This window comes from Verrucosispora sp. WMMD573, assembly GCF_027497175.1.
Classification (GTDB): Bacteria; Actinomycetota; Actinomycetes; order Mycobacteriales; family Micromonosporaceae; genus Micromonospora.
Genome location: NZ_CP114901.1, coordinates 4,049,098 through 4,064,174 on the forward strand (window position 1 = coordinate 4,049,098; position 15,077 = coordinate 4,064,174).

General features: G+C 72.7%; 10 protein-coding genes. 3 read left to right on the top strand and 7 right to left on the bottom strand.

All coding sequences use genetic code 11. The annotated features are described in order from the left end of the window. Nucleotides 1-73 precede the first annotated feature (73 nt). Genes O7601_RS18385 through O7601_RS18395 form a run of 3 tightly spaced genes read right to left on the bottom strand, consistent with a single transcriptional unit; the run spans nt 74 to nt 6,362 of the window. Nucleotides 74-1,363, bottom strand: coding sequence for a hypothetical protein (locus O7601_RS18385; protein ID WP_281562335.1), 1,290 nt, complete (start codon nt 1,361-1,363; stop codon nt 74-76). Next, a complete protein-coding gene (locus O7601_RS18390; protein WP_281562336.1) occupies nt 1,339-1,986 on the bottom strand; it encodes a hypothetical protein in 648 nt (215 codons plus the stop codon). Before O7601_RS18390 ends, O7601_RS18385 begins: the two co-directional genes overlap by 25 nt. Further along, on the bottom strand, nt 1,983-6,362 hold the full coding sequence (locus O7601_RS18395) for an FtsK/SpoIIIE domain-containing protein (protein WP_281562337.1): 4,380 nt from the start codon (nt 6,360-6,362) through the stop codon (nt 1,983-1,985). Before O7601_RS18395 ends, O7601_RS18390 begins: the two co-directional genes overlap by 4 nt. Before the next feature lie 92 nt (nt 6,363-6,454). Between O7601_RS18395 and O7601_RS18400 the strand changes: the two genes are divergently transcribed. Beyond that, nucleotides 6,455-7,153 carry a sigma-70 family RNA polymerase sigma factor gene (locus tag O7601_RS18400; protein WP_281562338.1) on the top strand — a complete coding sequence of 233 codons (699 nt, stop codon included), beginning with the start codon at nt 6,455-6,457 and terminating at the stop codon, nt 7,151-7,153. Beyond that, nucleotides 7,150-8,037, top strand: a complete 888-nt coding sequence (locus tag O7601_RS18405) for an anti-sigma factor (RefSeq protein ID WP_281562339.1) — start codon at nt 7,150-7,152, stop codon at nt 8,035-8,037. The genes O7601_RS18400 and O7601_RS18405 overlap by 4 nt, the downstream gene beginning before the upstream one ends. Nucleotides 8,038-8,103: 66 nt before the next feature. Here O7601_RS18405 and O7601_RS18410 read toward each other — a convergent pair whose 3' ends face one another. From O7601_RS18410 to O7601_RS18420, 3 genes are all read right to left on the bottom strand, one after another. Continuing rightward, entirely contained in the window at nt 8,104-8,487 is a 384-nt protein-coding gene (locus O7601_RS18410; protein WP_281562340.1) for a hypothetical protein, read from the bottom strand. Nucleotides 8,488-8,572: 85 nt separating this feature from the next. Then, complete coding sequence (locus O7601_RS18415) at nt 8,573-9,073, bottom strand: hypothetical protein (RefSeq protein WP_281562341.1); 501 nt, start codon at nt 9,071-9,073, stop codon at nt 8,573-8,575. 90 nt (nt 9,074-9,163) lie between these two features. Further along, entirely contained in the window at nt 9,164-13,729 is a 4,566-nt protein-coding gene (locus O7601_RS18420) for a hypothetical protein (RefSeq protein ID WP_281562342.1), read from the bottom strand. Between the two features lie 182 nt (nt 13,730-13,911). Here O7601_RS18420 and O7601_RS18425 point away from each other — a divergent pair, with 182 nt between their 5' ends. Continuing rightward, the gene (locus O7601_RS18425) at nt 13,912-14,787 is read left to right on the top strand and encodes a hypothetical protein (protein WP_281562343.1); all 876 of its coding nucleotides are present in this window, start codon (nt 13,912-13,914) and stop codon (nt 14,785-14,787) included. 44 nt (nt 14,788-14,831) lie between these two features. On the opposite strand, the gene O7601_RS18430 is transcribed toward O7601_RS18425, so the two are convergent. Further along, nucleotides 14,832-15,014 (bottom strand): antitoxin, encoded by a 183-nt coding sequence (locus O7601_RS18430; RefSeq protein WP_281562344.1) that lies wholly within the window; start codon nt 15,012-15,014, stop codon nt 14,832-14,834. Nucleotides 15,015-15,077: the final 63 nt, after the last annotated feature.

Consider the following 15,077-nt stretch of genomic DNA (forward strand, 5'->3'; position numbering starts at 1 on the left):
CGTCCGGCGCGGGCGACGATGATGACCGGCGGCTACGTCGCGCCGCCAATTGGCGGAGTTCCGGTACCCGCTGTCAGCCGGTCAGCACCAGGGCGTGTGGTGCGACGGCAATCGTGGCGGGCGCGGCGCTTCGGACCCGTACCGTCGCCTGTGGCGCCTTGACGAGGGTCAGCGCCGAGCGTGCCACGCCCTTCGAGGCGGTCAGGATCTGCGTGCCGCCCACCTTGACACCGCCTGCGGCCTCGCCCGTGGCGGTCACGGTCACCAGCGCAGCGGCGATGCGGTCCACCGGAACGTCCGCGAGTGAATCCGTGGTGCCCAGGGTGACCTCGACATCGGACTGCTCATCGGCGTGGGTCGGCTCGGGGGCCTGTGGCGCAACGGGCACCACCAGACCCTCGGTGGATTCGGGTGCGCCCGCGCCGGTGACGTAGCCGACCAGGTCGGCCCGCAGCTCCGTACCCGCTTCGTACCGTAGGTGAACGGACCCGTCGCGCACCGGAATGACCATGAGCCCGCTGCGGGTGCGGTCGCTGCCGTTGGTGGCCGACCAGTAGACGGTCTGGTTCAGGTCATCGGCGCGTGTCCCCGCGGAGACGAATCCGCCGTTCGACCCGACATCGGCGGAGACCTGCAGGATCACCGCGGAGGTCGGGCCCGCGTCGGCGAGTGGCCGGACCTCGGCGAGCGGGATCCTGGCCTTCTTCCCGTCGGTCCTGGGCACCAGGGTCACCACCCGGGTGGGGGGCACCGCCACGATGCGTCCCGCGTCGGAGCGCTGTGCCGGTTCGAACACACCGACCAGACGTACCAGCAGATCGCCGCCGCCGGTGGTGCTGGCCCGCAGGTCGCCGTCGGGGGCGAGGTGCGCGACCACGGTGGTGGACAGTTGTGCGCCGGCCTTCAGTGCCCGCAACACGACCGTCCGGTCTGCGCCCTGGCCGACGGTGACCTCGCCCGGGCCCTTGGCGTCCAGGATCGAGACCTCGACAAGCACCACACGTGCGTCGGCGGCCGTCTCGGGCATCGGCACCGTCACGTCCACACCGGCGGGCAGCGAGCCGACCTCGCGCGAGTCGAGCAGCACCTGGGGCCGTACCGGGATCAGGCGGGCGGAGCCGGGGACCGTCCGGTCCGTGGGGGCTGCCGAGGCGTCGCCGAGCGAACGGGCGTCGAGTGCGGTCGCCGGGATGGTCCCAGGGTCGCCGACCCAGGCGCTCACCGCGTACCTGGAGCCCACCAGGACGGTAGCGGAGGCGAGGACCCAGGCCAGCGCGATGATGAGCCAGCGGGCCACCGGTGACAGGGGCCGTCGCTCGCCGGTGGCGACGGTGACCTTCACACGCTTCGTCGGGATACGCATGGCGTCTCCTCCGTCTGCTGCTCGCGCTCACCGGACGCGCTCACGCGCTGCACCGCCCATCCGGTCTCGGCTGTGCTGCTGTCCCATTGTCCGGCATCACTGCCGGCGTCGTCACGGTCTGCCGGCCGGTCCCCGCGCCCGGAGCTGTCCGGCTCGGCGAAGGCGCTGAGGGCCGCGGCCGTCGCCCAGCCGGGTGCCTCCTCCGCGATCGCTCCGACGAGTCGTCGGTCGACGCTTATCCCGACACCCAGACCGACGTTGCTCCGCAGGCGGGCGAGCTGCGCCGGTGCCCGCACCGCGGTCGGCAGGAATCCCGCGCGGGCGAGCAGTGCGGCGAACTCCGGCCGCGACATCGTCGGTCCGTCCGGGGCGTGCCTACCGCCGGCTCCACCCGGATCGTCGGCTTGACCGAGCGTGTCCACGATGGACGTCGGGCACCATCGGGGCAGGCCGAGCTGCCGACGTGCGCGGGTCAGCCGCCGCGACAGTGACCTTGCCCTCGTCGGGCTGCCGGCGACCTCGGCGACCGCGGCCAGCCGCATCGGATCGTTGCGGACCACCGCGACCACGGCGCCGTGCGCGGTCAGGCAGACCCCCACCCCGTACGCCGACCGACTGTTCATCGTGCCTCCCCTGCGAACACCCCGACCGGCATGGCCAGCCGGGCGCCTGCTGACGGCGGGGCCACGAAGGCGACCTGGACCTGGGCCAAGCCGCCGGCCTCCACCAGATAGCCGCGTCCCGGCAGCGGCCGGGGCGGGGCCTCGCGCGGCAGCCGCACCCGGAGCACCTCGCCGTCGTCCGGTGCCGGGCGTAGCAGCAGTCCGGTTCGCGACATGGTCACCGCCCGCTGCCAGGGTTGTATGCCGCGGAAGGCGTCGGGCCGGCCGGCGACGACAACGTGTACGCCGGCCGGTAGGCCCGGCAGCAGCCGGTCCAGGGCCGGCCCGGCGTCGGGCAGCGACTCGATTCCGTCGACCAGCAGAAGTGCCCGTCCCGGGCTCGGCTGGCTGGTCAACTCGCTGAAGGAGCCGCTCACCTCGGTGCCCTGGGTGCCGTTCCAGGCGTCCGGGTCGGCGGCCACCACGAGTACGCGGGCGTCGGGTGCGCTGGCGCGGGCGGCGGCGGCGAGCAGCCGAAGCGTACCCGTGCGACCGCTGCCGGCGGGACCGGCCACCACCGCGTGCATGCCCGGGCCGAGCGCGAGCGTGGCGACGCTGAGGTCGCGGTAGTGCCGGCCGATGCCGAGCCGCCAGACCGGCCCGCCTGCCGCGGACGAGGACAGCACCTCACCGGCGGGCACCCGTTCGGGCAACACCGTGACGGTGGGCGCGGGAACCGCATCCGGGTAGTCGGCGGCAATCCGGGCCACCGCGTCGGCGAGCGCCCCTGGCCGAGCGTCGCAGTGCCGTCCGATCTGGACCTCGCGCCGGGTCTGCAGGTCGATGGCCCGTAGGCCGGTCAGCTCGGGCACGTCCCGGGCACGCAGACCCAGTCCCGTGTACGAGTTGACGTCGGCCAGGCGTAGACACAGCTTCGTGGGCAGTTGGGCGAGCACCCGACCGGGTACGCCGCGGTCGTGTGACGCCGAGATGAGCAGCCGGATCCCGACGGGTGCGCCGTCGCGCAGCAGACGCTCCAGTCGTGCTCCGACCTCACCGACGCCGGTCCGTTCGGCCCCTTCGACAAGCGCGTCCCAGCCGGCCACCACGAGCAGGACGTCGGGTGAGGCCACCCGGCTCACCCGTCGGTGGGCGATCTCGGCATCCATCTGGTCGAGTACCCGGGTGAGGCGCTCGCTGTCGTCGACGCCGACTGCCGCGCTCACGTGCGGCAGGCCGGCCAGCGCCCCCAGGCCGGTACCGAGTCCCTCCAGCACGAAGATCCGCTGCCGGTCGGGGGCGCGGTGGCGGGCGAGGGCCAGGCAGGCGGTGGTGAGCACCGCGCCGGTGGTGGCCGCGTCGGCCCCGAGCACCAACGTCCCACCCGTCTCGGGTGCCCAGCACCACACGTCGGAGCGTTGTTCGTCCGGCAGGTCCACCAGGCCGAGCGGAACCGGGAGCGGACCATCCGCGGTGGCGCCGATGTCGGCGGCCAGGCTCCAGGCGTCGACCTGCTGCGGCAGCGGTGGCGGGCAGGGCACCCGCGGCCGGGGGTAACCACCCCGCTCGGCGGCCTGCGCCAGCACGCTCACCAGCCTCCCAAGATCTGTCGGTACGCCGTCGGGCTGGTCCTCCCGCACGTCCGCCAGCTGCTCGGTCAGCAGTGCGAACGGGGCGACCTCGATGCGTGCGCGTGGTCCTCGTCGGGTCGCTGCGGACACCAACGCGGTCTGCACCCCGACCACCTCGCCGGCGCCGAGCCGGACGTAGGCGCGGCCCGGCCGGTGCCGGTCGATGTCGGCCGCCTGCCGGGTGCCCAGCACGTCACGGGAGTCCGCCTCGTCCTGGACGCGCAACGCCACCCGCAGGTTCGTGTTGGCCCGGATCTTGCCGTCCACCACGCCCTGTGGTCGCTGCGTCGCGAGCAGCAGGTGGATGCCGAGACTGCGGCCCCGCTGCGCCACGTCGACAAGCGCGCCGAGGAAACCGGGCAGTTCCACCGCGAGAGTGGCGAATTCGTCGATCACGATGAGCAGTCGTGGCAGCGGCGGGTCCGGGGCCACCAGGTCGTCGATGTCGCTGACACCGGCTTCCCGCAGGCGTCGCTCCCGGTGCCGTAACTCGGCCCGTAGGCAGCGCAGTGCCCGCGCGGCGAGGTGTTCGTCGAGATCGGTGACCAGCCCGACGGTGTGCGGCAGCGCGGCGCAGGCGTCGAAGGCGCCGCCGCCCTTGAAGTCCACGAGCAGGAAGGTGAGGGCGTCCGGCGAGTGCGCGCACGCCAGCGAGGCCACCACCGTACGCAGGAACTCGCTCTTGCCCGCGCCCGTGGTGCCCACCACCAGACCGTGCGGTCCGTCGCGGTGCAGGTCCACCGTCAACGGGCCGTGTTCGGTGAGCCCGATGGTGGCCTGCATCCCGCCGCTGCCGCGTCGCCACCACTCACCCACCGACAGCGGGTCGAGTTCCTCTACCGGCTGTCCCAGCGCGTCGGGGCCCGACATCACGGTCCGCAGCAGGTCCACCAGGCGGGCGTGGGCCGGCAGCATGGCCGCCGCGACCGCCTGCTCCGGGTCGGTCCAGCGGGCCAGCGCCCGGGATGCCGGAGCGCAGACCTGGTCGGCGGCCCGAACGGCGAGCAGGCCCGGCGTCCGCTCGCCGGTGACCGCGTCGGTCAACTCGGCGGTGCCGTCCGGCGCAAGTTCGAGGAAGCACTGGCACACCGAGGGCAGGCGTTCGGTGTGTCCGCTCACCACAAGTGTTCGGCCGCTGCCGCGCGCGAGCCGGCCCAGCATCGACGCGACGCGCCCGGTCACCAGGTCGTCGCCGTCGACCACGACGACGGTGTGCGTGGCGCCGGCCCGCTCCGGGCCGGGCCCGGCCTGCGGCATGAGTGTGGTGCGCGACGGCGGTGCGGTGTCGGCGGCCAGCCGGGTGAGCAGTTGTTCGGTGCTGGCCGGGTCGGCGGCGACCCGCAGCGTCCCGTCGTCACCGCTGAGGTGCGGCAGCCATTTCAGCCAGTCCCAGCGGGCCAGCCGGTCCGGCTGCACGACCAGAGCCAGCGCCAGGTCGGCCGGTCCGTGCCGGGTGACCAGATCCAGCACGACCGCAGCGGCGGCGCTGTGCGCGGCGGTGCCCACGACGCCGAGCCCGGTGCGGTCCCGCAAGTTGACCTGGATCGGTACGTCCAGCAGCCGGGACCGTTCGGCGAGCGCCTCGCCCAGCTCCGGCCGGCCGGCCAGCTCCTCGGTGCCGCGTCGGCCCAGCTCCGGAAGCCAGGGGCGGGCACCCACGCCGACAACCACCCGCAGCTCGTCCGCGTCGCCCGGGCGCACTTCCCACAGCCCTCGACCCGACACCGCTCGGCGCACCAGGCCCGCCAGCCCCGGGTAGGCGGCGCGGGCCGCTGCCGCCACGGCGGTGCGGGTGACGTCCAGGTCGGTGCCGAACCGCTGCGCGGCCGCCGCCGACTCCCTGGCCAACCGGATGGTGTCCTTCTTGGCGCGGTGCCGGGACTCGACCCAGCGGGCCAGCGCCATCAGCGGCGTCATGGCGACCATGACCAGGAAGAACGGACTGAACACGAACGCCATCACCACCCCGATGGGCAGCGGCGCGATGAGCAGCAGCCAGGACAGCGGCGCGGGGGTGGCGACCGGTGCCGGCGCGGCCGGCACGGGTACCTGCTCGGCCGGCGCGGTGGTGGCCACTCGGGGCGTACGGATCAGCGGCTCACGGCCCCCCGGCGCCTCGCCGGTCCACGGTGCTGGCCACGGTGCGGGCCAGGGCGCCTCAGCCGGGGGTGCCACCCGGAAGGCGGTGTCGCCGAGCCGGAGGTAGCTGCCGTCGTGCAGGTCGGCGTCGGATTCGGCGTCGGTGAGGTCGCGTCCGTTGACCCGTACGGGGCAGCCGTCGTCGACGGCGGCGACCCGCACCTGGTCGGTCGTCTCGATGTGCACCATCGCCCGGGTGACGGTGCCGAAATCCATTCCGGCCGGTCGGCGGCGTCCGATCGCGAAGGTGCCGTGGTCGAGTGCGATGCTCTGGCCACTGTCGGGCCCGGCCACCCGGCTCAGCTCTACGACAGGCCGCCCAACCGGCCCGCCGCCCGACGGGCCGGCCGGCGTGCCCGGTGCCGCCGGCCGCACGCTCAGCTCCGATCCGGCCCACAGCGGCAGGTCGGCGAGCCGGGTGCCAGCGGAAACCTCCGTGCCGTCCACCTCGATGGTCAGCTCACCGGCGGCGACCCGGGCGGTGAGCGGTCCGGCCAGGTGGTCGAGCAGGTCGCTGACGGTGACGTCCGAAGCGGCCGTGACCAGGGAGACGTCCCGGGTGCGCGACAGTCGGCCGGACGGGTCATGGACCGGCTGCTGCTCTTCGATGCGGACGCTGAGCCTCATGACCATCGTTCGCCGCCGGGCCCGCCGATGGTTCCCGTCGGCGCGACATTCGGCAGATTCACGCGGCGCGATTGGTTGCGTATCGTGGATCAGTGGCCGAGAGATCTGCGCCGGGTGCGACAGCCGTGTCCGGCTCGTCGGCGGAACCATCGGATTCGGGGGACGGGCGGCGCGAGCTGCCGCCCGCCGTACTCGTGCGGTTCCGGGCGGGGGATGCCGATGCGCTCGGCGAGGTCTACGACCGTTATTCGCGTCCGGTGTGGGCCGTTGCCATGACGGTCACCCGCGCCGACCACCTCGCGCAGGAAGCGCTCCAGGAGACGTTCATCCGGGCGTGGAGGTCCGCGTCGACGTACGACCCGGAGCGGGATCTCGGTCCGTGGCTGTTGACCATCGCGCGGTACACGGCGCTGGACCTGATCCGCCGTGAGTTGCGTCCCACCCGGGGTGGCCACGAGACCGAGCAGGATGCGGTGGTGGAGGCACCCGACCTGGACGTGGCATGGTTGTCCTGGACGGTGCAGGAGGCGTTGGGTCAGCTCGCCGACCACGAGCGGGAGATCATCCGACTGTCGTTCTTCGACGACCTGACCCACGCGCAGATCGCCCAACGGCTGGACCTACCCCTGGGTACGGTCAAGTCGCGCTCGCACCGGGCGCACCGGCGGCTGGCCGAACTGCTGGCCCACGTGCGGGATCCTCCACAACTGGGCGAAACCGCGAACCAGACCGGCGCCGGGGGACGAACAACAATCGGTAAAGCGGGCAGCGAAGGGAGGAGCGACCGGTGAGCACCGCACCACAGACCGACGGGGACGCAGACGATCAGCTCGTGGACCTGCTGACCGGGCACCTCGACCGGCACGCGAGGCGCACCCCCGGGCGGAAGAAGGCGGCGGCGCAGAGCGCCGACCCCGCCCTGCTGGCTGCCGTGGTCACCGAGTTGCGCGCCGAGACCACCTGGGCGTCCGGTCCACCGCCGGCACTTCGGGACAGCATCCTCAGCCGGGTACGGGCGCACGCCGACGAGCAGCGTGTTGTCGAGCAGCGTGTCGCCGAGCCGTCGGCCGAGCCGCTGTCTGCGCCCGAACCCGCGCCTGAGCCGCTGCCCGCGCCTGAGCCGCTTCCCGCGCCCGAGCCGTCGGCCGCGCCCGCGCCGCCGACCGGCGGCGCGGCCACCCCGATCCCGCCGGCGGACCCCGGCCCGCGATGGTGGCAACCGGGCTGGTGGCGTCCCCGGATGGGCCGGCTCACCTGGGCGCTGCCCGCCGCCGCCCTCGGTGCCGCGGTGTTCACCGCTGGTGTGCTGGCGGTCGACCGGATGCTCGATCCGCAGCCGCGCGCCGACGTCTACGCCGCTGCCGGTACGGAGCTGGCACCGGCGGCGCGCGGCAAGGTGTCCGTCGTGGACACCCCGTCGGGGGCATCCATCGTGCTGGAGCCGGTGGGTCTGCCTGCTGCGGCGCCGGGCTCCTACTACGCGGCGTGGCTCAAGGGACCGCGCGGCACCGTGCCGATCGGTTCCTTCCACGAGCGCCGCAGCGGGGTGCCCATCGAGCTGTGGAGCGGCGTGGACATCGCCGACTACACCACCTTCAGCGTCACCCTCCAGACGGAGGGAGCGCCGCCGACCCCGTCCGGCCTGGTGGTGATGACGGCGGCTCTGGGCTCCTGACCCCAGCAGGCTGGCGCGGTCCACCGCTACCGGTGACCGCGCCAGCGGGACAGCTTCGCCGCTCGTTCAGTTGTTGGCCCACACCGGCGGTGCCGGCGGAGGCTGAGGTGCCGGCGGCGGATCGACCGGCTCCGACTGCCCCTGCCGGTCCCGCAACTCGGCGCGGTACTCCTCGTAGGCGGCGGTGTAGTCACGTTCGGCCGCCGCGGCCTCGCGACAGGTGTCCGCACGCTCCCGGCAGGTGACGGCGAGCTGGGTCAGCTCCGTGGCGACCTGGTCGAGGATGGTGGCCGCCGCGTCCAGCTCGTCGGTCACGATGTCGGTCAACTGACCACCGATCATGGAGCCTGCGCCGATCGCTGCCCGTGCCGGCTCCATGAGCGTGCCGGCCAGCTGGGCTGCCGCGTCCAGGACGCTCGCCGCGGCCTCGTAGTCCTCCGCGAATGGCACTTCGACGCTCCCTTCCGGTGCCGGTCACCCGTGCGGGGCCGGGGCGTCATGACCAACCCCGGCCCCCGGCACGGCGACCCACCACTCAGACCCGGGTGATCCCGGTGTTCATGATCTCGTCGAGCTGGACGGCCTGCGCGTCCATCGCCTGGCCCAGCGATCCGGCCGACTCACCGGCCACCACCGCGACGGCGTTGAACTGGGTGGCCACCTCGTTCAGTTCGCCACCGAGGCGGGCGAGGTCCGCCCGGAAGGTCTCGAAGATCTCCTGGACGCGTACCGTCGTCTCGTTGACCCGTGCGTCGAGCTCCACGCCGACCTCCTCGGCCTGGGCCCGGTTGGCGCCGGTCCACTGGACGCCGCCGAAGCTGGTGGTCACCGAGCGGGACTCCTGGCTGACCGCCATCAGCGCCGAGACCACGGCGGTCTGAGCGTTGCTGATCTGCTCCTGAAGACCGGCGACCGCACTGTCCGTCGTCGAGACGACGTTGCCACCACAGGCGGCGAGGCTGTCACCGAGGCTGCGGTACGCGATGGCGTGCTGCTGGATCTGGGCGACGTCGCCGCCGAGCATTCCGACGTTCATGGCTGCTTCCTCCCGATGTGTTCTTCCCGGGCGACCGTTGTCGCCTCGGTCGTCTGCATTCGCTGCCAGGTCCCCTTTCGGTTCCCTCGCTCACCAGTCCGACCAGCCGTCGTCGGCGTCCAGGTCGAGCGGCGTGAACTCGTCGTAGCTGATGTCGATGCCGGGCACCGGCTCCAGGTCGGGCTCCCAGGTCAACGTGTCGAGCGCCGGTCCCAGCAGCGCCGGCGCACCGTCGTCGTACGTCGCGAAGGGCTGCGTCTGCGCCCAGAAGTCATCGTCGGGTCCGAAGTCGACGGTGGTGCCCTCCGGTGCCCCGAGGCCGATCATCGTGTCGTACGCGGTGTGGTAGAAATCGGGCAGCTCGTGCTCGGACACGTCATCCCAGCCGGCCAGGTCCGCTGATCCGGCGGCGCCGTAGCGGTACAGGTCGTCCGGCAGCGGCACGTATGCTCCGCCCGCATCGACGGAGAAGCCGTCCGGCAGGCCGCCGTCGATGTCGGGGTCGGCGGCGGACCGGATGTCCGGGGCCGGGAAGCCGGGCCGGTCCGCGAACGTGGGCTCGAACGGTGACCGGAACTCGTCCCGTACGTCGAAGGCCAGCAGGCTGCCCGGTGGTGCGTGCTGCGCGATGCGTACGTCCGCCGTGGACACGCCGGCGAGTTCGGCGATGCGCTCCACCGCGAGATCGCCGCCGACCGGGTACTTGACGCTTACCATTGCGCCCCCGCCGGTAGCCAAGCCTCCAGCGAAGTCGCTCTGCTCGGCGAGCCGGAACCCGTCGTTGTTGACCCGGAACCCGACCGCACCGATGAACGGGATGTTTACCGCGGCCATCCCGTCGAGGGCAAGGGTGGGTAGCCGCAGGTCCAGGATCGGGCCGAGATTCACCTCGCCGGCGATCGAGCTGACCAGGCCGTAGTGGTCGCCCTGGTACGAGAAGCCAGCCGCGCCGCCGATGGTGAGACCATCCACCGGGGCCGTGTCGTTGTCGATCAGCAGCATGCCGTTGCGGACACCAACATAGACCGACTCGGACGCATTGTGGGGCCCCTGTGCGGAAGCGCCCCAGCCCACGAATCTGGTCATGAACTCCTTGGTCCGCGCGCCGCCGTCGAGGACGTGATTGGCGGTGAACGCCGGGTGCTGCGGCGCCGCCCAGACGAAGGACGGGCCGGCGGCCGGCGGCACGAACAACTGCCCGATGGGATGCAGCGGTGGCTCGGCCGGCAGCGGGACGTAGAACGGCGATTCCGGGGCACGACCGAAATCCTCGGGAAGGGCGATGCGTCCAAGCTCGTCCTGGGTGCCGCCGGTGTCGTTGACGAGCAGGTTGCGGGTAGACCCGCCGAGCAGTAGGTCGCTGGCAGGGCCGCCGAGCAGCGACGCGCCGGCCAGGCCGGCGAGGCGAGTGTCACCGTCGCCGATGCCGGTGCCGGTGCCGTCCAGGTCGTCCAGCCGGCTCTGCGGCATGTCCTCGGGACGGTCGAGGAAGAAGAGCAGGTAGCCGCCGGGAAGCTGTTTGATCTGTCCGGGGGCTGGTGGCATTCCACCCGGGACGCTTATCGCGCCGGGGCTCGCACCCGGGACCAAACCGGTGTCGCCGCCGTACACGGTGCCGTCGGGACCGACGACCGTCGCGCCGGGCGGGATGAACTGCGTTCCCGGTTGCAGCGGTATCGGCGTCGTCGAGCCAGGCAGCGTCATGGTCGGCTGTCGCGCGGTCGGCCCGCCGCTGGCCTGCGCCAGGACGAACTCGCCGATGAGCGTGTCCGCCCCGGCACCGCCCGCCAGGGTGCGCTGCCCGGCACCGCCCGCCGGGGTGCCGAGCACCGCCGGGTCGCTCGGCGGAGCCGACTCGGTCGGTCCCGGGACCGAACCGAATGTCGTGGTCGTAGCGGAGGTTGTGGCTGCGCCGGCGAACGGGGCGGGCGACTCACGCTCACTGGCGGCACCGCCGTCTAGGCCGGTCGGCCGCAGCGAATCGAGCACGCTGCGGAGCCGCTGCATGACCACCGGGGCGGCCAACCTCGGGTCGACGCCCCGGAACACCCCTTCCAGCACGACTCCCACCTCGGCGACGCGCTGCGCGACCAGGGCCGCATCCGGCCCGTCCGGCGGTGCGGTACGGGTGATCCGCAGCGCCTGGGCGAGTGCCTGTCCGGCGGCGAACGGACGCCCCGCGTCGACCGCGGCGATGGCCTGCGCCAGGTTCGCCGCGATCCCGGTGCCCTTCGCCAGGTCGGCCAGGTCGGTACGGGTCTCGAGGTCGAAGTCGAACGCCGTTCCGGCGACGGTTTTCGGGTCACCGAGGACACCCCTGGGGTTCAGCAGTGCCGCGGCCCCGGCGGAGACCACCGAGAGGCCGTTGCCGAACGCGGCCAGCGCGTCGCCTCGGTCGAGGGCCTGGATCACGCCGGCTGCCGGGGTCACGAGTCGGGCGACATCCCGTACCGACGTACCGAGCCGCACCAGGTCGAGTGCGAGATTCCTGTCGATCAGATCGAGGCTCGCCAGCAGTGGTCCGCCATTGCCCAGGACGCTGCCGGCGGCGCCGAGCCCCGCCGTTACCGCACCGATCACCGTCTTCGCCTGGGACGCCTGGGACGCCTGGAACACCGAGGCACCGATGTCGAAGGCGCGCTTGGCGTTGCGCAGTACGTCCAGGGTGGCACCGGCGTCGAAGAATCCGCCCGCGATGCTGCTCTGCCCCACCAGCTTCGCCACTCCGGCCGCCGTACCCAGCAGGTCGGCGCCGGCGGTGAAGGCCGACAGGCCCGCGCCGATGGCGCCCAGCCAGTTACCGTCGATGGCGTGGCTCACCGCTTCCACCGCGTTGGCCGCCAAAGTGGCGATCCCGACGGCCTGTAGGCCGGGTACGACGAGACTGGCGACCCCGAGCGCGATCTTGCCGACCTGGAAGATCGCCTTGAACGGGTTGTCCTTCCAGGCGGTAACGATGGCCTTGCCGATCGACTTGACGGTGTCGAAGACCCGGGACAGAAAACCCTTCTTCTTCTTTTTCCGCCGGTTGATGTCGGTCAGCACTCCGAGCTCGTCGAAGGTGATGGCGAGCTTGTGTTTGCCGAGGTCCTGACTGCGGCCACCGGGGATGCCCCACTGGCGGGCGAGGATCAGGAACTCGGGGTTGCGGTCGACCGCGCCCCGGCTGCGCATCCGTAGCCGGCCCCGGCCGAGTGCGTCCACGACGTTGTCGCCGACCACGACGGTCAACTCGCGTTCGGTGAGCGCCGGCGCTCCGACGACGGCCAGCGACCGGAAGGCCGCGACCACCCGGTTGATGCGCTCGCGCAACTGCGGCCCGTCGGTCGCGCCGCGCAGGTAGCTCAGCGCCCCCACGAACTGGGCCTGGACGGTCGGCGACTGGGCCATCGAGCGGGGGATCTGACTCGCGACCAGCGCGAAGAGTTGCTGCTGGAGCGGCTGGGTCAGCTCGATGGGTGTCGCGCTGTCCAGATCGACCCCGGCACCGGACATCGCCTGATCCACGAGCCTGGCCAGGCCGACGGTGTACGAGTCGTCGATGGCCCCTGCCGCACGGCCGAACCGCAGGACGACGTCGATGCCCGCCTCGTTGAAGAACGCCGTCGGGTCGGTGTCGCCCTCGAATCCGGTGGGCAGCAGCGCGCTCTGCGCCATCCGGTTCGCGCGCAGGAACGCTATCGCCGCCGCGAACCGGGCCGCCGGCGTCGCAGCTGTGGCACCGGGGTCGGTCCAGCCGACCCGGGCGGCGAAGGCCAGGGTCTGCCCGAGTTGCGTGTCATCGGGCGCGGTGGTGTCCCGGCCCACGAGGTGGGCGGGCAGCCAGTCGGCGATCGCCGCGAACTCGATCTCCGCGGCGGCGATCTTCGCGGCCAGCTCTGCCGGTGCGGTCTCGGCAGTGGCGAAGTCGTGCGTGGCCAGCACGTCGCCCAGTCGCGGCAGGTCGGCCGCGCGGGCGAGACGGTGGTCCAGCTCGACGGTGCCGGCGACCCAGTCCAGCAGCCGCTGCGGGTCGGCCAACACGTCGTCGACGGTTCGTCCGTCGGACCAGAAGTCCTGCCAGAACACCTCGGTGGTGCGTTGCTCGGCCCGGCGCCGGAACAGGCCGAGGAAGCCGCGACCGGTCTGCTCTGCGTCCGCTGGCGGCACCGGCGGTCCGACGTGTTCGATGCCCAGCGCGAGGGCCAGCACTCGTAGGTCGGGAAGCAGTTCGGCGGGGACGTCTGGGCGCTGTCCGGCCAGCAGCGCCGGCACCAGGACCGGCGACAGCCGATCGAGCGCCGCGTCCAGCGCCGCGTTCCTGCCGGCCGGGGCGAGGCCGACGAGGAAGGCTCGCAGATCCCGGGGCCCGGCGAATCCGAGCAGCGCGCCGAGCACACTGCCGAGTTCGGCGGTGGTCGCACCGAGGCCGGTGGCCACCCCCCGAGGATCTGTCGCGAACTGCTCGGCGAGATCGGCCTTGTCGATGACTCCGGCGCCGAGGGTGGCGAATCCGTCCTGGACGAGGGCGAGCTGCAGAGGTACCTGGCTGGTCAACTCGGCGAGGTTGAGCGCGCCGACGACCTGGCGCCGCACCGCCTCCGCGCGGGTCGCGGTGTCGCGTAGCACCCCGCCCAGCGTCCGTGCGCCCTGACTGTCGATACCGACGTACGCCATCGTCCGGCTCCTTCCCCCAACGCGTCCCCAGGCGGGGGTCACGACAGCCGGGGTTCGCCGTGGCGGCACGGACCGGTTCCCCCATCCGCGCCGGGAACCGCAGAGCGGGTGGCCGGCGAATGGGGGATGTGCGGGGCCGTCCGGTCCGGCACATCCCACCTCAACGGCCCTCGGAGGTCACCATGTCCACCCAGGTCAGCGCCGCTCCCGCAGGCGCGACACCGATGTTCGATGCCGAGCAGGCCCGCGGTGACGCCGCCCGCCGGTGGGCCGGCACCCCACTGGCCACCGAGCACTGGCTGGAGCAGGCGAGCGGCTTCCCGGGTGGCGACGTGTCGCTCGATCCCACGGAGGCGGCCACGGTCGTCGCGGCTGCCCGGGGATACCGGCTGACCCGTGGCCACCTGGCGGAGACGGTCGCGTTCGCCGAGTTCCTCGCGGGCGAGGCACTCACCGCCGAGGAGCGCGCCGAGCTGGAGCAGGATGTGGTGGATGCGTTCGAGGACTCGCCCAAGCGGGCGTTGCGGTCCCTGCGTCCACTGTCCGGTGGAGTGCAACGGGTGGCCGCCCTCAACCCGGTGCAGCGGGCGCAACGCCGGCTCCAGGCACTCACCGCCAGCTACCTGCTCGAACTGCGCCGTCAGGCCGACGGGCACGAGCTGAGCCCACTGATGACGGCGGTGAGCCGGCACAACCCGGTGGTACGGCACTGGGCGTCAGCGGGGGTGGTGCTGGTCGCCGACGCGTTGGCCGCGCGGATGGAACAGCACCGGCTGGTGCTGTGCCTCGTCGACCGTGGAATCGACGCGCCGGCGCTGCTCGCCGAGCGCCTGCTGGCCCGCGCGGAGCAGGCAGGTCGGCTGGAGGCGGCCGAACTGGCCGCCTCGGAACTTCGTCTGCTGTTGTTGCGCGCCTGGTTGACCGACCTCGGCACCAAGGCGCTCGCGACGGTCCGGCAAGACGTCGCCCGGGCGGTGCAGTCCGCGCTCGACGTGGACATCGTCGTGCAACACGTCGGCTACCGGGCGGCGCTGGAGGTGGCGGATCAGGCCGACTGATCCCGGGTCACCCTTCGGCGGGCGACCCGGGATCGGCGTTGCCGTCAGCGCACCTGGTCGCCCTCGCCGGTACGCGCCTGTGCCTGGTCCACGCCCTTGTCGATGTGCTGGCCATACTTGCCGCCGGTGCGCTTGTCGACCATGTCACCGGCCCGCTCCAGCCCTTGGTCGACCTGCTTGTCGTGCTTGTCCGCGAAGTCCTTGACCTTGTTGATGAAGTTACCCACGATCGTCCTCCTGTTCCGGGGATACATCGTCGGGTTCCCTCGGCGCGGCGCCGCAAACGCCGG